The following is a 24,369-nucleotide window of genomic DNA, read 5'->3' as shown; positions in this document are numbered from 1 at the left end:
GGCCGGCATGCTCACCGTTCGCTGGGGGATGCGTTCTCCGGCGGCCACGGAGCCTTGGTGCTCTCGGCGCTGAGGCTGCCCAGCAGCGAAAGGGCCTGCTCGGACGGGCTGCCGGGGGCGGCCTGGTAGACGACCAGTTGCTGGCCCGGGGCGCTGTTGACGGTCAGCGACTCGTAGTCCAGCGTCAGCTCCCCGACCAAGGGGTGCCGCAAGCACTTGGTCTCGCGGGTCTTCTGGCGGATGTCGTGGCGGGCCCACAGCCGGCGGAACTCCTCGCTCTTCAGCGACAGTTCGCCGACCGTTTCGATCAGCCGGGCGTCGTCGTAGTCGGCACCGGCCGCCGACCGCAGTCCGGCGACGGTGTTGACCGCCACCCGCTCCCAGTCCGGATAGAACTCTTTCGCGTCCGGGTCGAGGAACACCAGCCGCACCAGATCCCCGCTGTAGGCGTGACCGTCGAACAAGGCGCGGCCCAGGGTGTTGTGGGCCAGCACGGTCAGGCAGCGTCCCAGCACCACCGCCGGAGTGCGGTGCCAGCCCTCCATCATGCGCACCAGGGTCGGACTGACCCGCTCTCGCCGTGTGCCCGGACGGCGTCGGCCGGAGGCTGGGCGCGCCAGCCGGTGCAGATGCGCCACCGCTTCCTCGTCCAGACCCAGCGCCCGGGCCAGCGCATCGACCACCTGCGCCGACGGATTCCGTTCCCGGCCCTGCTCCAGACGCATGTAGTAGTCGGTGCTGACCCCCGCCAGCAGCGCGACTTCTTCCCGACGCAGCCCCGCCACCCGGCGACGGCTTCCGGCCGGCAGCCCTGAGTCCTCGGGCCGCACGAGTGCACGGCGGGCACGCAGGAACTGCCCGAGCAGGTTCTCGCTGTCCATGTCCTTGACACTAGATCCGGTGCAAGGGGTACGGAAGCGCGGAAGGTGGGCGCGATACTCCTACGATCGCCGCGGAGGTGGCCCGGCGCGGGCTGCGCGCCGGGCCGTCCCGCTCAGCGCAGGTGCGACGCGCCGTCCCGCTCAGCGCACGTGCGACGCGTCGTCCCGCTCAGCGCAGGTGCGACGTGTCGTTCAGCAGGCGCAGCGACGCGGTGCCGTCCCGGTAGTACGCCACCGCCGAGATCGACGCCGCCGAGAGCTCCATCCGGAACAGGGATTCCGGCGGGGCGCCCAGTGCCAGGCGGACAAAGGTCTTGACCGGTGTGACATGGGTGACCAGCAGGACCGTACGGCCCGCGTAGCGGGCGATCAGCTTGTCGCGGGCCGCCGCCACCCGGCGCGCGACGGTGGCGAAGCTCTCGCCGCCTCCCGACGGCGCCACCTTCGGGGAGGCGAGCCACGCGGTCAGGTCGTCGGGGTACCGCTCCTGCACCTCCGCGAACGTCAGCCCTTCCCAGGCGCCGAAGTCCGCCTCGCGCAGACCGTCCTCGATACGGACGTCGAGGTTCAGCCGGGCCGCGACGGCCTCCGCGGTCTCACGGCAGCGCTTCAGCGGGGAGCTGACGATGTCCTGGATCGTGCCGCGCGCGGCGAGCGCGGACGCGACGGCCTCCGCCTGGTGGCGGCCGACCGGGGAGAGGGAGGGGTCGGTGCCGCCGCTGCCCGAGAAGCGCTTCTCGGGGGTGAGCGGGGTCTCGCCGTGCCGCAGGAGTACGAAGGTGGCGGGGGTGCCGAGGTCGGCGGGTCCCCAGCCGACGGCCGTGCTCTCCTCGGTGGCTTCGGCCGCCGCGGATCCTATTTCGGTCTCGGCCAGGGCCGATCGCCCGGCGCCCGGAACAGACGCGGATCCGGCCTCAGTCAGGGCCGTTCGCCCGCTGGCCGGCGCAGACGCTCCCGCGCCCACGGTCTCAGCCGCGTCGCCCAGCCGCGCGGACCCGGCGGACGGACGGCCCAGCGCCGCCCTCGCCTTCGCCGCGCCCGCCGCCGCGTCGCCCACCACACGCGCCGCCTCGGCATCACGCGTGTCGAGCTCCGCCGTGGAGCGCGACGGCTCCCACTGCTTGCCCTTCTTGCCCGCGTCCATCGCCTCGTTGGCGAGCCGGTCCGCGTGCTTGTTCCTCTCGCGCGGGATCCACTCGTACGTCACCCGGTCCCGCGGGAAGATCCGCCCCGCCTCCGCCGCCAGCGGCTTCATGTCCGGGTGCTTGATCTTCCAGCGGCCCGACATCTGCTCGACGACCAGCTTGGAGTCCATCCGCACCCGGACCGACGCCTCGGGGTCGAGCTCCTTCGCCGCCTTCAGCCCGGCGATGAGGCCCTTGTACTCGGCGACGTTGTTCGTCGCGATGCCGATGTACTCCGCCGTCTCCGCCAGCGTCTGGCCCGTCTTCGGGTCGAGCACGACCGCGCCGTATCCGGCCGGTCCCGGATTCCCCCGGGAACCGCCGTCGGCCTCGACGACGAACTCCCGCAGTACAGGCACTACAGCCCCGATTCGGAGGTACGGACCAGAATCCGGCGGCAGTTCTCGCAGCGCAGCACCGCGTCGGGAGCCGCCGCGCGGACCTCGTTCACCTCAGTGATGTTGAGCTCCAACTGGCAGCCCTCGCAGCGCCGCTGGTAGAGGCGGGCCGCGCCCACCCCGCCCTGCTGGACGCGCAGCTTCTCGTACAGCTTCAGCAGATCCGCCGGTACCGAGCCCGCCACGACCTCGCGCTCCTTGGTGGCCGACGCGACCTGGGCGTCGATCTCCTCCTGCGCGGCGTCCCGGCGGGCGGTCGCGTCGTCGACCTTGGCCTGCACGGAGGAGACCCGCTCGGTCAGCTCGGCGACCCGCTCCTGCGCGGACTCGCGGCGCTCCATGACCTCAAGGACGACGTCCTCCAGGTCGCCCTGGCGCTTGGCGAGCGAGACGATCTCGTGCTGCAGGTTCTCCAGGTCCTTGGGCGAGGTGACCGCGCCCGAGTCGAGGCGCTGCTGGTCGCGCACGGAGCGCTGGCGCACCTGGTCGACGTCCTGCTCCGCCTTGGTCTGCTCGCGGGCGGTGTCGCTCTCCTCGGTCTGCGCGGCGACCAGCAGGTCGCGCAGCTGCGTGAGGTCCTTGTTGAGCGACTCGATCTCGGCGTGCTCGGGCAGTGACCTGCGCTTGTGGGCAAGCTGCGACAGTCGTACGTCGAGTGCCTGGACGTCGAGAAGTCGGATCTGGTCGGCGGGCGCGGCGTTCAGTTGGGGGCTCCAGAGGAAGAGTGGTGGGAAGACCAGGGGTCGGTGACCGTGCGCGAGACATGGACCCGAAGGCCCCAGCCGTGCCGGTCGGAAATCTCGTCGAGCTGGGCGGCGGCCTGCTCGCACCAGGGCCACTCGGTGGCCCAGTGGGCGGCGTCGACCAGGCCCAGCGGTGAGTGCTGGGTGGCCTCGGAGGCCGGGTGGTGGCGCAGGTCGGCGGTGAGGAAGGCGTCCACGCCCGCGGCCCGTACGACGTCGAAGAGGCCGTCGCCGGAGCCGCCGCTGACCGCGACGGTACGCACCACGGCGTCCGGGTCACCCGCCATGCGGATGCCCTGCGCGGTAGGAGGCAGCCGCTTGGCGGCGCGTGCAGCGAACTCGCGGAGCGTCTCGGGGTGGTCGAGCTCGCAGATCCGGCCGAGGCCGGTTTCGGGTACGAGAGGGCCGGTGACCCGCAGGTCCAGCGCGCCCGCGAGGGCGTCGGACACGCCGGGGTCGGCGGTGTCCGCGTTGGTGTGCGCCACGTGCAGCGCGATGTCGTGCTTGATCAGGGTGTGCACGACCCGGCCCTTGAAGTGGGAGGCGGCGACCGTCGTCGTACCGCGCAGATAGAGCGGGTGGTGCGTCACGATCAGCTGGGCGCCGAGCTTGATCGCCTCGTCGGCGATCTGCTGGACCGGGTCGACGGCGATCAGTACGCGGCTGACCTCGGCGTCGAGGTCGCCGCAGACCGTGCCGACGGCGTCCCACTGTTCGGCCCGCTCGGGGGGCCACAGGGCATCGAGCGCGGCGATGACTTCAGACAGACGGGGCACGGAGGAAAGGCTACCTGTCCCCCGCGCCCCGGTGGCCTGGGCACCTGGGCCGGCTTCTTGACCAGGCCCCCCGAGCACAGTCGCCCGCTCCGCCTCAGGCGAACGCCGTCATGGACACCCGTATGTGTGAAGTGACGGTTCTTCTGTTGTTCGGCAGGAAGTGCGAAACCTAGCTTCGTCGCCGGAGGTGACCAGTCGATGACAGCCTGTGCCATTGAGACCGCCACGGAGGACGGAGCCGTGGGGAAGACGGGGATCACGGCGACTACGCGGCTCACGATCACCGCGAACGGCGCATACGCGGCCCGGCTCACCGGGGTCGGTGAGGCCCTGTACCCGGAACGGTGGACGCTCGACGGGCCCGAGCCCTATGCGGTGCCGCTGCCGCTGGACCAGCCCGAAGAACGCGACACCGAGGTGCTGCCGCTGGCCGACGGGAGGGTGCTGATCCGGCGGCGGGTGGCGGGACGGCACGCCTTCTCGCTGCTGTATCCGACCGGGCCGGGGACGGGTGAACTGCCGCTCGGCGAAATCGAGTCGGCCGGGCTGACGCTGCTTCCGCCGTCGCCGGACGGCGTACGTGCGTACGCGCTGGCGCCGGGTGCGACGTCGACCTCGATCTGGCTGGTGGCGGGCGGGACGTTCGGCCCCGAGTACGTCGCCGAGGTGCCGGGCCGCTGCTCCGGCGGGGTGTGGCTGGACCGTACGGGACGGATGCTGGCCCTCGACGGGCAGGTGGACGGCGGCCCGGTGAAGGCGGTGGCCGTCGATCTGGAGCGGGGCGGGGAGGTCACGCCGCTGCTCCAGATCACCGAGGAGAGCGACGACCGGCTGCTGCTGGCCGACGCAGACAGCGGGCTGCTGCTGATCCGCTCCAACGCGGCAGGACACGACCGGCTGGGCTGGGGCGTGCTGGGGAGTCGGCGGCCGGTGCGCTTTGCGGAGTGCCTGCGGCTCCCGGACTGCGCGGTGACACCGTTCGCGGTGCAGCCCGGCCAGGTACTGATGCCGGAGAGCTGCGCGGTGGCGCTGCGGATCGACGGGGCGGCGGGAAGCTGGCTGGGCGTATGGCGTCCCTCGGCGAAGAAGCTGCATCAACTGGCCGCGCCGGACGGATGGCTGGCGGGGGCGGGGCTGTGGAGCCGCGAAGGGGTGCTGCAACTGCCGTACGCGACGCGGGCGGTGCCGTGCGGGGTGGCGAGGATCGACGGACACGACATGATCACCGAAGGGAAGGACGTGATCACGGAACCGGCACCTGCGGAATGCGCAGGTGGGGAACCGTCGGAGGGTTCCGGGGCTGCCGCTGTGTGCAGACCGGTTCCTTTGCAGCAGGCGCCTTTCACCGGCCGTGCTGCCCCTGGTTAAACTCTCGGCTTTGCCACACGTAACTCAGCGATCTCAACGGGGGACTTCTCACATGTCTGAGGCTCGAACCGACACCATCGACGAGCGGCCGCAGAGGGCGATCGAGGCGGGCGGTGCCGGGAGGCACCGGGGTGGTGCGGCCAAGGAGAATGCGGCGACGCAGGTGCACGGCCGCCATCGCCGCCCTGCGGAGTCCGCGGCGGCCTGACCCACCGGGGCTCCGCCGCGAACCCCACTCCTCAATCGCCGGAGGGGCTGAATTTGCCCGTCCGGCGGTTGAGGACATGCGGCCGAAGGTCGCATATGGGCCCTAGTCTCGCTTCAGGGCCAGCACCTCCGTCGCCCCGAACGTCTCGTTCTCCGCGCGGCCCGCATAGTGCGACGTGAGCAGCCCGTCCAGCTCCTCGTAACTGAACGCCTCCTTCGAGGTGTCGAACTTCGCCGCCACCCTGGGCCGTTCGACGATCGCCACCATCCCGCCGTGCACAACCAGCAGCTGGCCGTTCACCCTGGCCGCCGCGGGCGAGGCCAGGTAGCCCACCAGCGGGGACACATGCTCCGGTGCCAGTGGGTCGAGACCGCCGTTCACCGGTTCGGCGAAGCCCGCGAAGACGTCCTCGGTCATCCGGGTCCTGGCGCGCGGGCAGATCACATTGGCGGTGACCCCGTACTTGGCCAGCGCCAGCGCCGTCGAGGTGGTGAGGCCGACGATGCCGCCCTTGGCCGCCGCGTAGTTCGGCTGGCCCGCCGAGCCCGCGAGGAAGGCCTCCGAGGAGGTATTGACGATCCGCCCGTAGACCGGCCCGCCCGCGGCCTTGGAGCGCTCGCGCCAGTGCACGGATGCGAAGTGGGTCGTATTGAAGTGGCCCTTGAGGTGGACGCGGATGACCGAGTCCCATTCGCTCTCGGTCATCGAGAAGACCATCCGGTCCCTGAGGATGCCCGCGTTGTTGACGAGGATGTCCAGCTTTCCGTAACTGGTGACGGCGAGTTCGACGAGTCCACGGGCGGACGCGAAGTCGGAGACGTCCCCGTGGTGGGCCACGGCGGAGCCGCCCGCCGTACGGATCTGAGAGGCGACCTCCTCGGCCGGGGTCGCCGACGCCTCCCCCGAGCCGTCGCGGCCCGGCCGTCCGTAGTCGTTGACGACAACGCTCGCGCCCAGGCGGGCGAGTTCGAGCGCTTCGGCGCGCCCGAGGCCACGGCCCGCCCCCGTGACGATCGCGGACAGGCCGTCGAGTGGCAGTGACATCGGAGCCCTCTCAGATCTCGATGCAGGTGCGCAGCGCCTCGCCCGTACGCATCTGCGCCAGCGCGTCGTTGATCTCGGCGAGCTGCACCCGGTGGGTGATCAGCCCTTCGAGGTCGATACGGCCCGCGCGCCACAGCGCGATGGCCCGTTCGTACGAGGTGAGCACGTCGCCGCCGCCGTACATGGACGGCAGGATCCGCTTCTCGTCGAAGAACAGCTCGAACATGTTGAGCTGGAGGAAGTCGTCCATGGCGCCCGCGCCGACGATGCACAGGGTGCCGCCGCGCCGGGTCGCCTCGTATGCCGTGCGGGCGGTGGCGGACCTGCCGACGACCTCGAAGACGTAGTCGAAGCCCTCGCCCGCGGTGATGCGCTGCTTGGCGTCGGCCAGCTCGTCGGGCGCGACGGCCTCCGTGGCTCCGAACCTCAAGCCGGCCTCGCGCCGGTTCGCGACGGGGTCCACCGCGACGATCTGGGCCGCGCCCTTGAGCCGCGCGCCCTGGATCGCGGAGATGCCGACGCCGCCGCAGCCGATGACGGCGACCGAAGAACCGGCGGTCACGTCCGCGGTGTTGATGGCGGCGCCGAGGCCCGTGGTCACTCCGCAGCCGATCAGCGCGGCGATGTCGAAGGGAACGTCGTCCGGGATCGGGACGGCGCACCCGGCGTCGACGACGACCTCCTCGGTGAAGGTGCCGGTGCCGGCGAAGCCGAACACGTCACCGCCGGGGCGTTTGAAGTTGGGGGTGCCCGCGTTCATGAAACCGGCCAGGCAGAGCTCGGTCTGACCGCGCTTGCAGGCGGGACAGACGCGGCAGGCGGGCAGCCAGCACAGCAGCACCCGGTCGCCCTGCTTGAGGGTGCTCACGCCGTCGCCGACGTCGACGATCTCCCCGGCGCCCTCGTGTCCGGGGACGAACGGCGCTGGCTGAGGCAGCACGCCGTTCATCGCCGAGATGTCGGAGTGGCACAGTCCGGTGGACCGTACCCGTATCTTCACCTTCCCCGGGCCGAAGCCCACCGCCTCGACATCGTCGAGGACTTCGAGCTTGTCCTGCCCTATTTCGTGCAGTACGGCTGCGCGCATGGTGCGGCTCCAATCACGAATGTTCGACGATGGTGTCGGCGAGCACCGGTGCGTCGTCCCGCTCGACCGCGGTGACCGACACCTGCACCTTGCTGCCCAGCCGCCACATCCGGATACGCAGGGTCTCGCCGGGGAAGACCACCCCGGCGAAGCGTGTGGTGTACGAGCGGACACGGTCGACGTCCCCGCCGAGCACGGTGTCGACGACCGCCTTGAGCGTCATTCCGTACGAGCAGAGCCCGTGCAGGATGGGCCGGTCGAAGCCCGCGCGCGCGGCGAACTCCGGGTCCGCGTGCAGCGGGTTGTAGTCGCCGGAGAGCCGGTAGAGCAGCGCCTGGTCCTCGCGGACACTCTTCTCGATCGTCTTGTCGGGCTCGCGTGAGGGGAGCTCGAGGCGGGAGGAGGGGCCGCGCTCGCCCCCGAAGCCGCCTTCGCCGCGTACGAAGATCTGGGCATCGCTCGTCCACAGCGGACCTTCGTCGTCGGCGGCCTCGGTGCGCAGGACGAGGATCGCGGCCTTGCCCTTGTCGTAGACGGCGGCGACGCGCGAGGTGGCGACCACCGTGCCGCTGACCGGGATGGGACGGTGCAGCTCGATCGTCTGTCCGCCGTGCAGTACGGCTGCCAGGTCGATGTCCAGGCCGGGGCCGAAGAGCCCGCCCACCACGCCTAGGCCCGCGCCCGCGACAGTGGCGAAACTCGGCAGCACATGCAGCTTTGACTCGAGCGTGTAGCGCAGCTCGTCGGGGTCCGTTGCGGGGACACCCGCGCCGACGCCGAGATGGTAGAGCTGGACGTCCTTGTGACCCCAGTGGATCTCGGTGCTGCGGGCTTCGGCCGCGACGGCTTTGGCGGCATCAATGGGCATGTGGAAGCTGCTCCTTGATGAGGGGAAGACCTCGGCGCGGCCGTCCGCACCGTCGGCCGCACCGAGGTCGTACGGGACCGGCCCGGGCGCCCGTTCTAGAACGCGTTCTAGGGTCGGTTGGCCCCTATGTATAACGCAGCCTCCAGTACATGTGAAGACCACTGACGCCATGTCAGAAGTGCTGGCACCGCGTCCCGTGCGCCCGGGACATTTGTCACTGCCGAGTCCGTACATGCGCATCTGCCGGGGGTCCGGCCCCGCTCCGTAGCGTGATCCACATGACGCAGACGCATCCTCAGACACCGGACACCGCAGGGGCGGTGAGCTTCGCCGGAGCGGCCAAGGTCTTCGGCGACGTACGCGCCGTCGACGGCATCGACCTCGCCATCCGGCGCGGCGAGACGGTCGCCCTGCTCGGCCGCAACGGCGCGGGCAAGTCCACCGCCATCAGCCTGATGCTCGGCCTGAACGAGTCCGACGCCGGCCGGGTCGAGATCCTCGGCGTCACGCCGGAGCAGGCGGTCGTCGCCGGCCGCGTCGGCGCGATGCTCCAGGACGGCCGGCCGATCCCGCGGGTGACCGTGCGCGAACTGGTCACCTTCGTGGCCCGCACCTATCCGCGGCCGCTGCCGGTCGCCGAGGCGCTCGCTCTTGCCGGACTCACCGAGCTCGCGGACCGCCGCGCCGACCGGCTCTCCGGCGGCCAGATCCAGCGCGTACGCTTCGCCGTCGCGCTGGCCGGCAACCCGGAGCTGATCATCCTCGACGAGCCGACCGCGGCCCTGGACGTCGAAGTGCGGCACGCCTTCTGGACGTCCATGCGCGGCTATGCGGCGCGCGGCAACACCGTGCTCTTCTCCACCCACTATCTGGAGGAGGCCGACGACAACGCCGACCGGATCGTCGTCATCGACCACGGCCGGGTCGTCGCCGACGGCAGCAGCGACCAGCTCAAGCGCTCGGTCGGCGGCAGTCTCGTCTCCTTCGACCTTGCCGGACGGGGTACCGAAGGACTGACCCTGCTCCCCGGCGTCATATCGGTGGAGATACGCGGGGACCGTGCCCGGCTGCGTACGGACGACTCGGACGCGACCGTCGTCGCGCTCGCCGGTCTGGGCGCGATCCGCGGCCTCGAAGTCGCCCCCGTCTCCCTCGAAGACGTCTTCCTCACCCTGACCGCCACGCGCGAACTGGAGACCGTGCGATGACCCTCGCCTACGTCAAGCTGGAAGTCCGCCGCACGCTGCGCGACACCGGATTCGTGGTCTTCGGCATCGGAATGCCGGTGCTGATGTATCTGCTCTTCACCAACATCGGCAACGACGCCTCCGACTGGAAAACGGCCTCCATGGTCGGCATGGCGGCATACGGTGCGCTCGGTGCTGCCCTGTCCACCGGCACCGGTGTCGCCGAGGACAAGTCGCTCGGCTGGCTGCGCCAGTTGAGGATCACCCCGATGAGCCCGCGCCAGATCGTCGCAGGGCGTGCGATCACCGGCTCGGTGGTGGTCCTGCCCTCCATCGTGGCCGTCCTCGCCGCGGGCGCGCTCGTCAACGGCGTCCGCCTGGACGCCTGGCAGTGGGCGGCCCTCGCCGTCGCGCTGTGGCTCGGCGCGCTCCCCTTCACCTTCCTCGGCATCGGCAACGGCTACCGGCTCTCCGCCCAGACCACCGGCGTCGTGAACGTCGCCTGCAACGTCGGGCTCGGGATCGTCGGCGGCCTGTGGTTCCCGGTCGAGCTGTTCCCCGGCTGGCTGCGCGCCCTGTCCGAGTACACCCCGACCAACCGGTTCGCCGAGCTGGGCCGCGCCCTGACCGACGGCACCGCCCCCGCGCTCACCACCGTGGCCGTGCTGATCGTGTGGGCCCTGCTGTTCGGTTCGTACGCGGTGGTCTCGTACCGTCGGTCCGCGAGGACGGCGTGACAGGAGCAACCATGTGCCGGAAGAAGTGGGACTGGAGGAGCCAGGCGTACACCGAGCGCATGGCCGCCTACAAGGCCGAGTGGCCGGCTCGGCGGGACGCCTGGCGCGACGGGAAGAAGCGGCGCAAGGACGCCCCGGAGGAGGGGGTTCCGCCCAACGGCTTCGCGATGCTGCCCTGGCTGCTCATGGGCATGGGAGCCTTTTCCAACCTCCTCCAGGGCAAGACCCCGAACCCCTGGATCGGCGGCCTTGGTCTGCTCGCCTTCAACTCCCTCTACATCTCTGTGGTGTTCCGCGCCTTCGTCAAGGAGGCGAGGGAGGCACCCTCCACCCGATGGATGCTTGTCGCCCTGGCCTGTGTCACCTCCTTCCTCGCCATCGCCTACGGCGGCGAGTGGCTGCTCTTCTTCCCGCTGCTCGGTCTGGCCGTCGGCTCGGTACTGCGCGGACGCAGGCTTCCCCAGGTGGTCTTCCCCCTCTGCCTCGCCGCCGGGGGCATCGCCGCCTGGCGCGACGGATGGGGCGCGGTCAACGTCGCGTACGGCACCTTCATCTCCTCGATGGTGACCGCAGCCGTTCTCGCCCTGTCCGAGACGGTCAGGGAACTGCGCGCCACGAAGGAGGAGTTGGCACGCAGCGCCGTGGAGAAGGAGCGGCTGCGCTTCTCGCGCGATCTGCACGACCTCCTCGGCCACACGCTGTCGGTGATCGTGGTCAAGTCGGAGGCCGCCCGCCGGCTGGCCCCACGTGATCTGGACGCCGCGATCGTCCAGATCACCGACATCGAGTCCGTCGGCCGTCAGGCCCTCACCGAGATACGCGAGGCGGTGACCGGCTACCGCGAAGGCAGCCTGGCCACGGAGCTCGACCGGGCTCGCGACATCCTCACGACGGTCGGCATCGAGCCGGTCGTACGGCAGTCGGGGCCGCCGTTGGAACCGCAGACCGAGGCGCTGCTGAGCTGGGTGGTCCGCGAGTCCGTCACCAACGCCGTACGCCACTCGAAGGCGTCGCGCTGCGAGATCGAGGTCACCGGGACCCCCGGCCGGGTCCGTCTGGTGATCACGGATGACGGCCGGGGCGTTGGCTCGGGCACGCCCGGCAGCGGGCTGGAGGGTCTGCGCGAACGGGTCGCGGCAGCGGGCGGCTCCCTGGAGGCGGGCGCATCCCCGCGCGGCGGCTTCCGGATCCGGGCCGAACTCCCGGCGGACGCCGTGCAGGAACCCGAAGCATCACCGGCACACGCCGAATGAGCTGGTCGGACGTACTCTTACGCCGTGGAAGAGATGCCCCGGGACCACCGGCCCGCCAAGTCCGTACGGGTCCTCCTCGCCGAGGATCAGGGCATGATGCGCGGCGCGCTCGCCCTCCTTCTCGGTCTTGAGGAGGACATCGAGGTCGTCGCCCAGGTCGGCCGGGGCGACGCCATCGTCGATGCCGCGCTCACCTCGCGGCCCGATGTGGCCCTGCTGGACATCGAGTTGCCCGGGTGCAGCGGTCTCGATGCGGCCGCGCAGCTGCGCGACGAGGTGCCCGACTGCCGGGTGCTGATCCTCACCACCTTCGGACGGCCCGGCTATCTGCGCCGGGCGATGGAGGCCGGGGCCGCGGGGTTTCTGGTCAAGGACGGGCCCGTCGAGGAGCTGGCCGAGGCGATCCGGCGGGTGCTGACCGGGGAGACCGTGATCGATCCGGCGCTCGCCGCGGCCGCGTTGAGCGCGGGGCCGAGTCCGCTGACCACGCGGGAGCGGGATGTACTGAACGCCTCGGTGGACGGGGCGACCGTCTCGGACATAGCGGGGGCGCTGCATCTGTCCGAGTCGACCGTACGGAACTATCTCTCCTCCGCGATCGGCAAGACGGGCACCCGCAACCGCATGGAGGCGGTACGGGCGGCACGCCAGCAGGGCTGGCTGTGAGCCACACCATCAACTTCGGCGGTCCACCAGGCCGACGGCGTGCCCCGCGCTGCCTGGCTCAGTTCCGGGAGGCGACCTTGCCCTCCTTGTCGTAGAGCGTGATGTGAAACGGGCCCGGCCGCTCCGGGATGGCCGCGGCATAGAACTTCTCAGAGACCCCCGGAACGGAAACGAGCCTGGGCCTCACCTTGGTCTGCTTGCCCCAGCCGATTTCCACCGCGCTGTACTGGCTTCCGACTTTGCCCACCCACACTCCCATGTAGTGGTCGCCGGCGCTGCCTGCACCGACGCTCGCGGCGCGGCCCGTGGAGGTGCCTTCGGGACTGACGAGGGACGTTGCGAACGTGTACCGCTCGTGACCCTTCATGTAGGAGGGGGCGTACCACATGGTGCCGAGGTGCAGGTCGTCGTCCTGAGCCGAGCCGGGCTCCGTGTTCCTGGCCGCCGTGGACGAACCCCGGGGCAGGTCCCCCCGTTCCTCCGCGAGCTGGATCTGCCGCACCGACTCCTCCTTGGTGCGCGGTGCCCCGTACACCGTGACCTCTGCCTTCCGCACCGCCCCGTCCGGGGACTTCAGCGACCCCAACGTCACTGTCAACGGCGTCAGCAAGCCGGGAACGGCCGGCGGGGCCGCCACTCTGTCCGCGCTCCGGATCCCCTCGCCGTCCGTCGCCACCGCCACCGCGAAGCCGCCCGCCGGAAGCAGCACGGCCAGTGTTGCCAGCGCTGCCACTCCGGCCCGGCGGCGCGCCCTGCGACGGCGGCCCCCGGCCATCACCGCCGCGGTGGGCAGCGGCCCGATCCTTACACTGTCCGCCGCCTCCGCCAGCGCCACGCCCAGCTCCATCTCCACCGCGCTCTGCCGCTCTTCTTCCATCACCAGGTCCCTCGGCTTCCGACTGCGTTCGCCAGCGCGGGTATGGCGCGCAATTTGGCGATCCCTTTGGCCGCATTGCTCTTCACGGCGCCCACGGAGCACCCCATGCACTCCGCCGCCTGCGCCTCGCTCAGGTCCTCCCAGTAGCGCAGGACCACCGCCTCGCGCTGACGCGGCGGCAGTTGGACCAGTGCACGCAGCAGCGCCGCCCGGTCGTCGGCCTGTGCGATGCGGTCGCCGCGCTCAGGCAGATCGGGGCCGATTCCGGTGTCGTCGTGCGCCGACAGGTACTCCTTGAGCCGCTTACGGTGCTTGCGGGCATGGGCGTTGACCATGACCCGTCTGACATAGGCGTCCCGGTCATCGGCGGCGCTCACCTTGCGCCAAGCCACATAGACCCGCTCCAGTGACGACTGGACCAAGTCCTCCGCCGCGTGCTGCTCCCCCGTCAACAGATAGGCCGTGCGCAGCAGCTTCGGCCATCGAACGGCCGCGAATTGCTGGAACTCCTCATCCAGCGTCTGCTTCTCCCCCATGGGCACCTCCTCACATACTGGAGTCCCTGAGGGATCGAAACCGTTGCCTCACCCCGCCGAAGGCCCTCACCCCGCCGAAGGCTCCCCCCGAGCCCTCACCCCGCCGAAGGCCCTCACCCCGCCGAAGTGCCCTGCGCGGGTGGTTCCTTCGAGGCAGCGGCGCCGGGCAGCCACAACAGCATCAGCACCGCCGCCGCCAGTAGCACACCCGTCCCCGTGCGGAACGCCAGCGCGTAACCGGCCGTCAGCGCCTGCGGGTCGGTGCCGCCCGCCGTACGGGCCGCCGCGACCGTGGAGAGTACGGCCAGCCCCAGTGCACCGCCCATCGTGCGGGAGGTGTTGATCAGCCCCGAGACCAGGCCCGCATCGCCCGGTGCCGCGCCCGCGGTGGCCAGGGCCGCGAGCGGTGTCGCGGCGAGGCCGACGCCCACCATCATCAGGATGCCGGGGCCGAGGATCGAGGCGGAATAGGTGCCGTCCGCGGTCATCGTGGACTGCCAGCCGAACCCGGTCGCGGCGACCAGCGCCCCGATGACCGCGACGTTCCTGCCACCGGCCCGCACCATCAGGCGGGGCGCGAGCTTCGAGCCGACGATGACGCTGACCGAGCTGGGAATGAGCGCCAGGCCGGCTTGCAGAGGTGTGTAGCCCAGCACGTTCTGCGCGTACACCGTCATGAAGAACCACATGGCGAAGGACGCCGAACCGCACACCAGCATGGCCACGTTCGCCGCGGAGACCGCCCGCGACCGGAACACCTTCAGCGGCATCAGCGGCACCCCGGTCCGCGCCTCCACGGCCACGAACGCCCCGAGCACAGCGAGCCCGCCGAGCAGCGGCAGCAGCGTGACGGGCGCGGCCCAGCCCGCCTGTTCGGTCTGCACGATGCCGTATGCGACCGTCGCGAGGCCGCCCGTGACAAGCACCGCGCCCGGCAGATCGAGCCTGCGGCCGCACCCGCGGACCTCCGCGTGCGAGCTATCCCCGGTACCCCCACCGTTGAGCCAGACGGCCGCACCCGCCAGCACGAGCACGCCGACCGGCACATTGATCAGCAACACCCAGCGCCAGGACAGCAGATCGGTGAGCACCCCACCGACGAGTCCGCCGGCCGCGCCGCCCGCCGCGCCCACCGCCGTCCAGGTGCCGATCGCCCGGGTCCGCGCCGGACCCGGCGGCACGGCCGCCGTCACGATGGTGAGGGTCGCCGGCGCGAGCACCGCCGCGCCGAGCCCCTGGACGGCCCGCGCGACGAGCAGCTGCCAGCCCTCCTGGGCGAGCCCGCCCGCGACGGACGCGGCCGTGAAGAGTCCGAGCCCCACGAGGAACATCCGCTTGCGGCCGAAGATGTCCGCGGCCCGCCCGCCGAGCAGCATGAACCCGGCGAAGGCGATGGAGTACGCGTTGAGGACCCACTGCAGGCCCGTCGTCGTCAGCCCGAGGTCCGCGCGCATCGACGGCAGCGCCACATTGACCACGGACACGTCGAGCACGACGAGGAACTGCCCGGCGCACGCGGCAAGGATCACCGCCCAGGTACGGGCGGGCCGGGCGGTGGCTGTCGGTACGAGGGGCTGGCGGGCGTCTGAGCGGGCTTGGACCATGGGCGTCATGGTCGCAGCCGCCCAGCGGCCCGTACATCAGGAATTCGGTGTATGAGACAGAAGCCCTGCAGACCTAGGACTTCCGCAGCAGGGTGACCACTGCCGCCCCGCCGAGCCCGATGTTGTGCCCGAGCCCCACCCGTGCGCCCGTCACCTGCCGCGGGCCCGCCTCGCCCCTCAGCTGCCGTACCAGTTCGGCCGCCTGGGCAAGACCGGTCGCGCCGAGCGGATGGCCCTTGGAGATCAGGCCGCCGGAGGGGTTGACCACCCATCGGCCGCCATACGTCGTCGCCCCGCTCTCCACGAGCTTGCCCGACTCTCCGTCCGCGCACATGCCCAGTGCCTCATAGGTGAGCAGCTCGTTGATGGAGAAGCAGTCGTGCAGCTCGATCACGTCGACGTCCTCGATGCCGAGCCCGGAGTTCGCGAAGACCTGCCGCCCGGCGGCCCGGGACATCGGTTTGCCGACGACGTCGATGCAGGATCCGGAGGCGAAGGACTCCTCGGTGTCGGTGGTCATGGCCTGGGCGGCGATCTCCACGGCCCGCCCGTGCAGCCCGTGCCTCACGAGGAAGCGTTCGGAGACGACCACGGCGGCGGCCGAGCCGTCCGATGTGGGTGAGCACTGGAGCTTGGTCAGCGGCCGGTGGATCGTCTTGGCGGCCAGGATCTCGTCGACCGAGTAGACGTCCTGGAACTGGGCGTCGGGGTTGTTCGCCGAATGCCGGTGGTTCTTGGCGCCCACAGCGGCGAGCTGCGCCTCCGTCGTCCCGTACCGCTCCATGTGCTCGCGGGCGGCGTTGCCGAAGATCTGGGCGGTGGGCGGACTCATCTCGAAGCCGTGCGCGGCCGCCATGACCCCGTAGTGCCTTGCGACGGGCGACGTCTTGAAGTCACCACCGTCAGAACCGGCGCCCAGCGCGCCGCGGGTCATCTTCTCGAAGCCGAGCGCCAGTACGCAGTCGCTGATACCACCCTCGACGAACTGCCGCGCCATCATCAGCGCCGTCGAGCCGGTCGCGCAGTTGTTGTTGACGTTGTAGACGGGCACGCCGGTCAGGCCGAGTTCGTACGCGGCCCGCTGGCCCGCCGTCGAGGCCTGGAAGCAGTAGCCGACGGGCACCTGCTCGACGAGGTCGTACGAGATCCCCGCGTCGGCCAGCGCCTGCGTCCCCGCCTCCTTCGCCATGTCCCAGTACTGCCAGTCGCGGGTCTCCGGCTTCTCGAACTTCGTCGTACCGACACCGACGATGTACGCCTTCATGTCTTCCCCTCAGTCCCTGGGCATGCCGAGGATGCGCTCGGCGACGACGTTGAGCTGAACCTGTGTGGTGCCGCCCGCGATGGTCAGGCAGCGCGACATGAGAAAGCCGTGCACGGCCGGCGCACCGGCTCCTTCGCACAACGCGCCTTCGGGCCCGAGCAGTTCGAGGGCGAGCTCGGCGACCTTCTGCTGGTGGGCGGTCTGGACGAGTTTGCGTACGCTCGCGCCCGCCCCCGGCTCCAGGCCCGACACCTGCTGCAGGGTGGTCCGCAGCCCGATGCAGGCGAGCGCGTGCGCCTCGGCGGCGAGGGCTCCGATGCGGGCCCGGCAGGCCCCGTCCACGTCGGGCGCCCGCGCGATCAGCGCCTCGAGTCCCGTGTCGAAGGTCAACTGGTCGGCCATGTGCACGCGTTCGTTGCCGAGGGTGTTGCGGGCGACCTGCCAGCCCTCGTCGACCCGGCCGACCACGGCGTCGGGCGGAAGCAGCGCCCCGTCGAAGTACACCTCGTTGAAGAGCGAGTCCCCGGTGATCTCCTTCAGCGGCCGGATGTCGATCCCCTTGGTGTTCTTCATGTCCACGAGGAAGTACGTCAGCCCCTCATGCTTGGGAGCCGCCGGATTCGTGCGGGCGAGCAGGATCCCGTGGTCGGCACGCTGGGCTGCGCTCGTCCACACCTTCTGGCCGGTGATCAGCCAGCCGTCCGCGGTCCGTTCGGCCCGCGTGCGCAGCGACGCCAGATCGGACCCGGCGCCCGGCTCCGAGAACAGCTGGCACCACCGCAGCTCGCCGCTCAACGTCGGCCGCAGGAACCTCTCCTGCTGCGCCGGACTTCCGTACGCGATGAGCGAGGGCACCACCCAGGTCGCGATCCCGAGGTCGCCGATCTTCACCCCGGCGGCCCGCAACTCCTCCTGCACGACGAGCTGCTCGACGGCTCCGGCGCCGAGGCCGTACGGCTTCGGCAGATGCGGGGCGGCGTACCCGGTGGGGGCAAGAGCCCGGCGTACGGCAGCGGGATCGAGACCCCGCACGCCCTCGGCCGCCGCCCGGGCCGCACTCCGGTACCTCGCCGCCTCGGCGGGCAGCTCGAGACGCAGTTCGCGCCGTGCCCCCTCGGCCGCGAGCCGGACGGCCCGCAGCCGGTGGTCGTCGCCGGGCGCCAGCAGCTGGCGCGCGACAAGTGCCCGGCGCAGATACAGATGGGCGTCGTGCTCCCAGGTGAAGCCGATCCCGCCGAGCACCTGGATACAGTCCTTGGCACAGGTGTACGCGGCGTCCAGGGCGGCCCCCGCGGCGAGCGATGCCACCAGGCCGCGTACGCCCGGGCTCTCGTCCACCGCGCGTGCCGCGTCCCACGTCAGCGCCCGGGCCTGCTCGACACGTACGAGCATGTCAGCGCAGAGATGTTTGACCGCCTGGAACTGTCCGATGGGCCGCCCGAACTGCTCACGGACCTTCGCGTACTCGGCGGCGGTGTGCAGCGCCCAGGCGGCGGTGCCGCATGCTTCGGCCGCGTACAGCACGCAGGCGAGATCCCGTACGAGAGCGGTGTCGATCTCCAGTACACGGTCCCGGGGCACGGTCACGCCGTGCGCGGTGACCTCGGCGGTGGGCCGGGTCGGGTCGGCGCTCTGGTGCACTCGGACGGTGAGCGCAGCCGCGTCCACCGCGAGCCGGCCCGTCGGGGTTTCGAGTACGAGCAGATCGGCGTGCCCGGCGCCGAGGACGGGCGGGGCGGTGCCGTCGAGCCGGTAGCCGTCCCGAGTCCGGGTGGCGGTGAGCGTCCCGGGACCGAGCGCGACGGCCGCGATGCGCTCCCCTCGCGCGAGTGTCCCGGCCAGATCGGCTCTGCCCGCGCGGGCCAGTACGGCGGAGGCGAGCACGCACGGCAGGTACGGTCCCGGCAGCGCCGCGCGCCCCGTTTCCTCCAGGACGACGGCCAGGTCGAGCAGCGTGCCGCCCCCGCCCCCGCACTCCTCGGCAAGATGCACGGCGAGCAGCCCTTGTTCGGTGGCGCCGTCCCAGTAGCCGGGGCGGCCGACCCCGCCGGAAGGCATGTCGAGGAGCTTGCGCACCTCTTCGGGTGGCACGGCACGTGCCAGCCAGCCGCGTACGGACCGGGCCAGCTCCCGCTGCTCTTGCGTGATTCCGATGCCCATGCGCGCAGACTAGAACACGTTCCAATCTGACGGTAGGTCAGGTGACGGCGTTCTTGGAGTGGCGCCGTGGTGCTCGGCCGAGGCGCCAAGGCTCAGATCGACCAACCCTGACCGGCCGAATCACCCTCGGGCCGCGTTGCGTACGCTGATCGGGCCGTCCCCACGACGGCTGAATCCTTTTGCGTACGACAGGAGTACCGGTGGCCAGTCCCACCCCTACGGCTTCCGATTCCGCTGTCACCCCACGGCATCGCCTGCGCGCGTGGATGCTGGAGGGCCTGTCCGACATGGCCAGGCACCAGCAGGGGCCTCAGGCCGAGACGGAACCCGCGCCCGCGCACAAGGGGCAGCGATGGTGGCGAGTGATGTGCCTGACCGGCGTCGACTACTTCTCCACGCTGGGCTATCAGCCGGGCATCGCCGCGCTCGCGGCCGGGCTGCTGTCGCCGGTGGCCACGATCGTTCTGGTGATCGTGACCCTGGCGGGCGCACTGCCGGTGTACCGGCGGGTGGCGGAGGAGAGCCCGCACGGCGAGGGCTCGATCGCCATGCTGGAGCGCCTGCTGTCGTTCTGGAAGGGCAAGCTGTTCGTTCTGACCCTGCTCGGCTTCGCGGCCACCGACTTCCTGATCACCATCACCCTGTCGGCGGCGGACGCCTCCACCCACCTGGTGGAGAATCCGCATGTGCCCAGCGTGCTGCAGGGACAGCAGTTGGTCGTCACGCTGGTGCTGGTCGCCCTGCTGGGCGCGGTGTTCCTCAAGGGCTTCCTGGAGGCGATCGGCGTAGCGGTCGTCCTGGTCGGCGTGTACCTCGCGCTCAACGTGGTCGTCGTGGTCGTGGGCCTGTGGCACGTCGCCACCGCCTCGCACGTCGTCACCGACTGGTCCAGCGCCCTGACGGCCGAGCACGGAAACGTGGTGGCCATGGTCGGAGTGTCGCTGCTGGTCTTTCCCAAGCTGGCGCTCGGCCTGTCCGGCTTCGAGACCGGCGTGGCGGTCATGCCGCACGTCGAGGGCCACCCCGTCGACACCGAGGAGAAGCCCGCTGGACGTATCCGCGGCACGAAGAAGCTGCTGACCACCGCCGCGCTGATCATGAGCGTGTTCCTGATCGCCACCAGCTTCATCACCACCCTGCTCATCCCGCAGAAGGACTTCGAGCCGGGCGGCGAGGCCAACGGGCGCGCGCTCGCATATCTGGCGCACGAGTACCTCGGAGGGGGCTTCGGCACCGTCTACGACATCGCGACCATCGCCATCCTGTGGTTCGCCGGCGCCTCCGCCATGGCCGGACTGCTCAACCTGATGCCGCGCTACCTGCCCCGCTACGGCATGGCCCCGCACTGGGCGCGCGCCGTGCGCCCGATGGTGATCGTCTTCATCCTGGTGGCGTTCCTGGTCACCTGGATCTTCGACGCCGACGTCGATGCCCAGGGCGGTGCCTACGCCACCGGCGTGCTGGTGCTGATCTGCTCCGCGGCGATCGCGGTGACCATCGCTGCCCGCCGCGCCGGGCAGCGCAACTGGACCATCGGCTTCGCGGTCATCTCGGCGGTCTTCCTCTACACCACCGTTGTCAACGTCATCGAGCGGCCCGACGGTGTGAAGATCGGCGCCTGCTTCATCGCCGGGATCATCCTCGTCTCGCTGATGTCCCGGCTCGCCCGCGCCTTCGAACTGCGCGTCACCAGCGTGACCCTGGACGACATGGCCGAGCGGTTCGTGCGCGACATCGCCAGCCGCAGGATCAGGTTCATCGCCAACGAACCCGACAACCGCGACATCACCGAGTACCGCGACAAGATCCAGCAGATCCGGGCCGACAACGACGTCCCTGCCCAGGAGGACTTCGTCTTCGTCGAGGTGACCGTCCTCGACCCCTCGGAGTTCGAAGCCGGTCTGAACGTACGCGGCGAGGTTCTGCACGGCCGCTACAGGGTCCTGACCCTGGAGTCCTCCTCCATCCCCAACGCCCTGGCCGCCCTGCTCCTCCACGTCCGCAACACCACCGGACAGCACCCGCACATCTACTTCGAATGGACCGAGGGCAACCCCTTCACCAACTTCCTCCGCTTCTTCCTCTTCGGCCAGGGAGAAGTCGCCCCGGTCACTCGCGAAGTCCTGCGCGAGGCCGAACCCAACCGGTCGAAGCGCCCTCGCGTCCACGTCGGCTGAGCGGCGCTACGACAACCAAGCGTGGGCGCACGCTTCCGGGTTCGGGAGCGTGCGCCCGGCATCAGCGCTCGAAGCGGTATCCCATGCCCGGCTCGGTCACAAAGTGCTTCGGGTGCGAGGGATCGGCCTCCAGCTTGCGCCGCAACTGGGCCATGTAGACCCGCAGATAGTTGGTCTCGGTGCCGTACGACGGACCCCAGACCTCCTGGAGCAGCTGCTTCTGGCTCACCAGCCGCCCGGCGTTGCGTACGAGCACCTCCAGCAGATGCCATTCGGTCGGCGTCAGCCGCACGTCGCGCCCGTCGCGGTGCACCTTCTTCGCCGCGAGATCGACGGTGAAGCCATCCGTCTCGACGATCACCACATCGTCGTCCCCGCCGCCGACCGGTTCGGCCCTGCGGACCGCGGCGCGCAGCCGGGCCAGCAGCTCGTCCATGCCGAAGGGCTTGGTGACGTAGTCGTCGGCGCCGGCGTCCAGCGCCTCGACCTTCTCGTCTGAGGTGTGCCGGGCGGACAGGACCAGGATCGGGATCCGGGTCCAGCCGCGCAGGCCCCTGATCACCTCAACGCCGTCCATGTCGGGCAGACCGAGGTCGAGCACCACGGCATCGGGGTGGCGGGCCGCCGCCAGCTTGAGCGCGGTCGCACCGTCGGGAGCCGCGTCCACCTCGTATTTGCGCGCCTTCAGATTGATCACAAGGGCCCGCACGATCTGCGGCTCGTCGTCGACCACGAGCACCCGGGTCATTGCCGGCCCGCCTTTCTCCACTGTCGTCTCTGCACTGGTCCGCCCGGTCATGAGGTGCCCCAGGCGGGAAGTTCGGGGCTGACCGGAGCGAGGCCGGGCGCCGCGCCGAGGGTGAGGACCATCGTCATGCCGCCGCCGGGGGTGTCCTCGGCGGTGAGGGTGCCGCCCATGGCCTCGACGAAGCCGCGCGCGACTGCGAGGCCGAGGCCCACTCCGGCACCGCGTGGAGCGTCACCGTAGCGCTGGAACGGCTCAAAAATCCGCTCCTTTGCGTCATCGGGGACGCCCGGTCCGCGGTCCGCGACCCGCAGTTCGACCCGGTCGCCCAGGGCGCTCGCGGACACGGCGACGGGTGTGGCGTCGGGGCTGTACTTGACGGCGTTCTCAACGAGGTTTGCGACTGCCCGCTCCAGCAGTCCCCGGTCGACGGCCACCATCGGCAGCGTCTCCGGGATGTCCAGTTCGACGCTCTGAACGGGCACCGAGACGAGCGCCATCGGGACGACCTCGTCCAGGTCGGTCACCCGGATCAGCGGGGCGACCGTGCCGGTCTGCAGCCGGGACATGTCGAGGAGGTTGCCGACGAGATGGTCGAGCCGGTCGGCGCCGTCCTCGATGGCTGCGAGGAGCTCCGCCTCGTCCTCCTCGGACCACTCGACGTCGTCCGAGCGCAGGGAGGTGACCGAGGCCTTGATCGAGGCGAGCGGGGTGCGCAGGTCGTGGCTGACGGCGGCCAGCAGGGCGGTGCGGATGCGGTTGCCCTCGGCCAGCTCGCGGGCCTGCGCCGCCTCGCCGACCAGACGCTGGCGGTCCAGTACGACGGCGGCCTGGGCGGCGAAGGCGGAGAGCACGCGGCGGTCCTCGGCGGGCAGGACCCGACCCGAGAGCGCCAGCGCCAGGTGGTCGCCGACGGGCATGTCGACGTCCGCGTCCTCCGGCCGTACGACCGCGCGGGGGCCGACGCTCCCGGTGCAGGTCCATGGCGAGACGTCGCTCTCCCGCTCCAGCAGCGCCACCGACTCCATGCCGAAGGTCTCCCGTACCCGCTCCAGCAGTGCCTCCAGGCTTGTGTCGCCGCGCAGCACACTGCCGGCCAGGAAGGAGAGGATCTCGGACTCGGCACGCAGCCGCGCGGCCTGGTGGGTGCGGCGTGCGGCCAGGTCGACAACGGAGGCCACCGAGATCGCCACCGCCACGAAGATCACGATGGCGACGATGTTCTTGGGGTCGGCGATGGTCAACCTGTGCAGCGGCGGGGAGAAGTAGTAGTTCAGCAGCAGCGAGCCGAAGGCCGCGGAGGCCAGCGCCGGCAGCAGCCCGCCAACCATGGCCGCGGCCACGGTCAGCGCCAGGAAGAGCAGCATGTCGTTGGCGAAGCCGAGGTCCGCAACCATATTGGTCAGCAGCACCGTCAGCAGGGCGGGGCCGGCCACGCCCACCAGCCAGCCCCAGATGATCCTCGAGCGGCCGAGCCGCGCCCCGCGTGCGACCGGCAGGCCGCGCCCCTTGGCTGCCTCTTCGTGGGTGACGATGTGGACGTCGAGATCGGGTCCCGAGTCTCGGGCGACGGTGGCGCTGACGCCGGGGCCGAGGATGTACTGCCACGTCCTGCGGCGGCTGACGCCGAGCACGATCTGGGTGGCGTTCACCCCGCGCGCGAACTCCAGCAGGGCGGACGGGACATCCTCCCCTATGACGTGGTGGAAGGTGCCGCCGAGGTCCTCGACGAGGGTCCGCTGGACCGCCAGCTCCTTGGGCGACGCGGCGGTCAGCCCGTCGCTGCGGGCGATGTAGACCGCCAGAACCTCGCCGCCGGCGCCCTTCTCGGCGAGGCGGGCAGCGCGCCGGATGAGCGTGCGGCCCTCGGGGCCGCCGGTGAGTCCGACGACGATGCGCTCGCGGGCCTGCCAGGTCGTACGGATGTTGTGCTCGCCGCGGTACTCGCGGAGATACTCGTCGACCCGGTCGGCGACCCAGAGCAGGGCCAGCTCGCGCAGGGCGGTGAGATTTCCCGGGCGGAAGTAGTTGGAGAGGGCCGCATCGAGCTTGTCCGGCTTGTAGATGTTGCCGTGAGCCATCCGGCGGCGCAGCGCCTGGGGGGACATGTCGACCAGCTCGATCTGGTCGGCCCGGCGGACCACCTCGTCGGGTAGGGTCTCCCGCTGCCGTACGCCGGTTATGGACTCGACCACGTCACCGAGCGACTCCAGGTGCTGGATGTTCACCGTGGAGACGACGTCGATACCCGCGTCCAGGAGCTCCTTGACATCCTGCCAGCGCTTGGCGTTGCGCGAGCCGGGGACGTTGGTGTGCGCGAGTTCGTCGACGAGGGCGACGGCCGGGTGGCGTTCCAGGACCGCGTCCACGTCCATCTCGGTGAAGGCTGTGTCCCGGTACTGGATCTCACGCCGCTCGATCTGTTCCAGGCCGTGCAGCATCACCTCGGTGCGCGGCCGGTCGTGGTGCTCCACGAAGGCGACCACACAGTCGGTGCCGCGCTCGATACGTCGGTGTGCCTCGGAGAGCATCGCGTACGTCTTGCCGACGCCCGGTGCCGCACCGAGGTAGATCCGAAGCTTGCCGCGTGCCATTGTTCCGATCTT

At 70.8% G+C, this 24,369-nt stretch carries 21 protein-coding genes; 7 read left to right on the top strand and 14 right to left on the bottom strand.

Annotated features, from left to right (window positions below):
* Positions 1-11 precede the first annotated feature (11 nt).
* The 4 genes from OG729_RS27945 to OG729_RS27930 all read right to left on the bottom strand — a co-directional run bounded on the left by OG729_RS27945 (position 12) and on the right by OG729_RS27930 (position 3,982).
* Complete coding sequence (locus OG729_RS27945) at positions 12-881, bottom strand: helix-turn-helix transcriptional regulator (protein ID WP_405808587.1); 870 nt, start codon at positions 879-881, stop codon at positions 12-14.
* A 169-nt stretch (positions 882-1,050) separates the two neighbouring features.
* The gene (locus OG729_RS27940) at positions 1,051-2,415 is read right to left on the bottom strand and encodes a bifunctional RNase H/acid phosphatase (protein ID WP_405811320.1); all 1,365 of its coding nucleotides are present in this window, start codon (positions 2,413-2,415) and stop codon (positions 1,051-1,053) included.
* 8 nt (positions 2,416-2,423) lie between these two features.
* On the bottom strand, positions 2,424-3,167 hold the full coding sequence (locus OG729_RS27935) for a C4-type zinc ribbon domain-containing protein (protein WP_360874874.1): 744 nt from the start codon (positions 3,165-3,167) through the stop codon (positions 2,424-2,426).
* Entirely contained in the window at positions 3,164-3,982 is an 819-nt protein-coding gene (locus OG729_RS27930; RefSeq protein WP_405808585.1) for a Nif3-like dinuclear metal center hexameric protein, read from the bottom strand. The genes OG729_RS27935 and OG729_RS27930 overlap by 4 nt, the downstream gene beginning before the upstream one ends.
* A gap of 198 nt (positions 3,983-4,180) precedes the next feature.
* On the opposite strand from OG729_RS27930, the gene OG729_RS27925 reads away from it, so the two are divergent.
* Both OG729_RS27925 and OG729_RS27920 read left to right on the top strand, forming a co-directional pair.
* Positions 4,181-5,350 carry a hypothetical protein gene (locus OG729_RS27925; protein WP_405808583.1) on the top strand — a complete coding sequence of 390 codons (1,170 nt, stop codon included), beginning with the start codon at positions 4,181-4,183 and terminating at the stop codon, positions 5,348-5,350.
* 52 nt (positions 5,351-5,402) lie between these two features.
* Positions 5,403-5,558 (top strand): hypothetical protein, encoded by a 156-nt coding sequence (locus OG729_RS27920; RefSeq protein ID WP_360874833.1) that lies wholly within the window; start codon positions 5,403-5,405, stop codon positions 5,556-5,558.
* A 102-nt stretch (positions 5,559-5,660) separates the two neighbouring features.
* Here the strand turns inward: OG729_RS27920 and OG729_RS27915 are convergent, their stop codons facing one another.
* The 3 genes from OG729_RS27915 to OG729_RS27905 are packed head-to-tail and all read right to left on the bottom strand — an operon-like array spanning position 5,661 to position 8,557.
* Positions 5,661-6,602, bottom strand: coding sequence for a 3-oxoacyl-ACP reductase (locus OG729_RS27915; RefSeq protein WP_405808581.1), 942 nt, complete (start codon positions 6,600-6,602; stop codon positions 5,661-5,663).
* Positions 6,603-6,612: 10 nt separating this feature from the next.
* The gene (locus OG729_RS27910; RefSeq protein ID WP_360874828.1) at positions 6,613-7,689 is read right to left on the bottom strand and encodes a Zn-dependent alcohol dehydrogenase; all 1,077 of its coding nucleotides are present in this window, start codon (positions 7,687-7,689) and stop codon (positions 6,613-6,615) included.
* Between the two features lie 13 nt (positions 7,690-7,702).
* Positions 7,703-8,557 (bottom strand): MaoC/PaaZ C-terminal domain-containing protein, encoded by an 855-nt coding sequence (locus OG729_RS27905; protein WP_360874825.1) that lies wholly within the window; start codon positions 8,555-8,557, stop codon positions 7,703-7,705.
* A gap of 278 nt (positions 8,558-8,835) precedes the next feature.
* Here OG729_RS27905 and OG729_RS27900 point away from each other — a divergent pair, with 278 nt between their 5' ends.
* The 4 genes from OG729_RS27900 to OG729_RS27885 are packed head-to-tail and all read left to right on the top strand — an operon-like array spanning position 8,836 to position 12,400.
* Complete coding sequence (locus OG729_RS27900) at positions 8,836-9,765, top strand: ATP-binding cassette domain-containing protein (protein ID WP_405808578.1); 930 nt, start codon at positions 8,836-8,838, stop codon at positions 9,763-9,765.
* A complete protein-coding gene (locus OG729_RS27895) occupies positions 9,762-10,481 on the top strand; it encodes an ABC transporter permease (RefSeq protein WP_405808577.1) in 720 nt (239 codons plus the stop codon). The genes OG729_RS27900 and OG729_RS27895 overlap by 4 nt, the downstream gene beginning before the upstream one ends.
* A gap of 11 nt (positions 10,482-10,492) precedes the next feature.
* The gene (locus OG729_RS27890; RefSeq protein WP_405808575.1) at positions 10,493-11,734 is read left to right on the top strand and encodes a sensor histidine kinase; all 1,242 of its coding nucleotides are present in this window, start codon (positions 10,493-10,495) and stop codon (positions 11,732-11,734) included.
* Positions 11,735-11,767: 33 nt separating this feature from the next.
* Complete coding sequence (locus OG729_RS27885) at positions 11,768-12,400, top strand: response regulator (RefSeq protein ID WP_405811318.1); 633 nt, start codon at positions 11,768-11,770, stop codon at positions 12,398-12,400.
* Positions 12,401-12,458: 58 nt separating this feature from the next.
* On the opposite strand, the gene OG729_RS27880 is transcribed toward OG729_RS27885, so the two are convergent.
* The 5 genes from OG729_RS27880 to OG729_RS27860 all read right to left on the bottom strand — a co-directional run bounded on the left by OG729_RS27880 (position 12,459) and on the right by OG729_RS27860 (position 18,841).
* A complete protein-coding gene (locus OG729_RS27880) occupies positions 12,459-13,277 on the bottom strand; it encodes a hypothetical protein (protein ID WP_360874813.1) in 819 nt (272 codons plus the stop codon).
* The gene (locus tag OG729_RS27875; RefSeq protein WP_360874811.1) at positions 13,277-13,813 is read right to left on the bottom strand and encodes a SigE family RNA polymerase sigma factor; all 537 of its coding nucleotides are present in this window, start codon (positions 13,811-13,813) and stop codon (positions 13,277-13,279) included. Before OG729_RS27875 ends, OG729_RS27880 begins: the two co-directional genes overlap by 1 nt.
* Positions 13,814-13,926: 113 nt before the next feature.
* The gene (locus OG729_RS27870) at positions 13,927-15,426 is read right to left on the bottom strand and encodes an MFS transporter (protein ID WP_405808573.1); all 1,500 of its coding nucleotides are present in this window, start codon (positions 15,424-15,426) and stop codon (positions 13,927-13,929) included.
* Positions 15,427-15,490: 64 nt separating this feature from the next.
* Positions 15,491-16,681, bottom strand: coding sequence for a lipid-transfer protein (locus tag OG729_RS27865; protein ID WP_405808571.1), 1,191 nt, complete (start codon positions 16,679-16,681; stop codon positions 15,491-15,493).
* Positions 16,682-16,690: 9 nt separating this feature from the next.
* Positions 16,691-18,841, bottom strand: coding sequence for an acyl-CoA dehydrogenase (locus OG729_RS27860; protein ID WP_405808570.1), 2,151 nt, complete (start codon positions 18,839-18,841; stop codon positions 16,691-16,693).
* A gap of 266 nt (positions 18,842-19,107) precedes the next feature.
* On the opposite strand from OG729_RS27860, the gene OG729_RS27855 reads away from it, so the two are divergent.
* Positions 19,108-21,018, top strand: coding sequence for an amino acid transporter (locus OG729_RS27855; protein ID WP_405811316.1), 1,911 nt, complete (start codon positions 19,108-19,110; stop codon positions 21,016-21,018).
* Positions 21,019-21,079: 61 nt separating this feature from the next.
* Here OG729_RS27855 and OG729_RS27850 read toward each other — a convergent pair whose 3' ends face one another.
* Both OG729_RS27850 and OG729_RS27845 read right to left on the bottom strand, forming a co-directional pair.
* Entirely contained in the window at positions 21,080-21,766 is a 687-nt protein-coding gene (locus tag OG729_RS27850) for a response regulator (RefSeq protein ID WP_405808569.1), read from the bottom strand.
* Positions 21,767-21,813: 47 nt separating this feature from the next.
* Positions 21,814-24,357, bottom strand: coding sequence for an ATP-binding protein (locus OG729_RS27845; RefSeq protein ID WP_405808568.1), 2,544 nt, complete (start codon positions 24,355-24,357; stop codon positions 21,814-21,816).
* Between the last annotated feature and the right edge of the window lie 12 nt (positions 24,358-24,369).

It is taken from the genome of Streptomyces sp. NBC_00210, from assembly GCF_045160975.1.
Classification (GTDB): Bacteria; Actinomycetota; Actinomycetes; order Streptomycetales; family Streptomycetaceae; genus Streptomyces.
Note: the sequence above shows the minus strand (reverse complement) of the source record. Positions and strands in the feature narration are given on the sequence as shown.

Excerpts from the sequence above, each read along its gene's own strand:
- OG729_RS27905 (WP_360874825.1), bottom strand. The coding sequence starts at position 8,557 with ATGCCCATTGATGCCGCCAAAGCCGTCGCGGCCGAAGCCCGCAGCACC.
- OG729_RS27925 (WP_405808583.1), top strand. The coding sequence starts at position 4,181 with ATGACAGCCTGTGCCATTGAGACCGCCACGGAGGACGGAGCCGTGGGG.
- OG729_RS27855 (WP_405811316.1), top strand. The coding sequence starts at position 19,108 with ATGCTGGAGGGCCTGTCCGACATGGCCAGGCACCAGCAGGGGCCTCAG.
- OG729_RS27890 (WP_405808575.1), top strand. The coding sequence starts at position 10,493 with ATGTGCCGGAAGAAGTGGGACTGGAGGAGCCAGGCGTACACCGAGCGC.
- OG729_RS27915 (WP_405808581.1), bottom strand. The coding sequence starts at position 6,602 with ATGTCACTGCCACTCGACGGCCTGTCCGCGATCGTCACGGGGGCGGGC.
- OG729_RS27900 (WP_405808578.1), top strand. The coding sequence starts at position 8,836 with ATGACGCAGACGCATCCTCAGACACCGGACACCGCAGGGGCGGTGAGC.
- OG729_RS27865 (WP_405808571.1), bottom strand. The coding sequence starts at position 16,681 with ATGAAGGCGTACATCGTCGGTGTCGGTACGACGAAGTTCGAGAAGCCG.
- OG729_RS27910 (WP_360874828.1), bottom strand. The coding sequence starts at position 7,689 with ATGCGCGCAGCCGTACTGCACGAAATAGGGCAGGACAAGCTCGAAGTC.
- OG729_RS27885 (WP_405811318.1), top strand. The coding sequence starts at position 11,768 with ATGCCCCGGGACCACCGGCCCGCCAAGTCCGTACGGGTCCTCCTCGCC.
- OG729_RS27920 (WP_360874833.1), top strand. The coding sequence starts at position 5,403 with ATGTCTGAGGCTCGAACCGACACCATCGACGAGCGGCCGCAGAGGGCG.
- OG729_RS27895 (WP_405808577.1), top strand. The coding sequence starts at position 9,762 with ATGACCCTCGCCTACGTCAAGCTGGAAGTCCGCCGCACGCTGCGCGAC.
- OG729_RS27875 (WP_360874811.1), bottom strand. The coding sequence starts at position 13,813 with ATGGGGGAGAAGCAGACGCTGGATGAGGAGTTCCAGCAATTCGCGGCC.
- OG729_RS27860 (WP_405808570.1), bottom strand. The coding sequence starts at position 18,841 with ATGGGCATCGGAATCACGCAAGAGCAGCGGGAGCTGGCCCGGTCCGTA.
- OG729_RS27870 (WP_405808573.1), bottom strand. The coding sequence starts at position 15,426 with ATGACGCCCATGGTCCAAGCCCGCTCAGACGCCCGCCAGCCCCTCGTA.
- OG729_RS27845 (WP_405808568.1), bottom strand. The coding sequence starts at position 24,357 with ATGGCACGCGGCAAGCTTCGGATCTACCTCGGTGCGGCACCGGGCGTC.
- OG729_RS27945 (WP_405808587.1), bottom strand. The coding sequence starts at position 881 with ATGGACAGCGAGAACCTGCTCGGGCAGTTCCTGCGTGCCCGCCGTGCA.
- OG729_RS27850 (WP_405808569.1), bottom strand. The coding sequence starts at position 21,766 with ATGACCCGGGTGCTCGTGGTCGACGACGAGCCGCAGATCGTGCGGGCC.
- OG729_RS27880 (WP_360874813.1), bottom strand. The coding sequence starts at position 13,277 with ATGGAAGAAGAGCGGCAGAGCGCGGTGGAGATGGAGCTGGGCGTGGCG.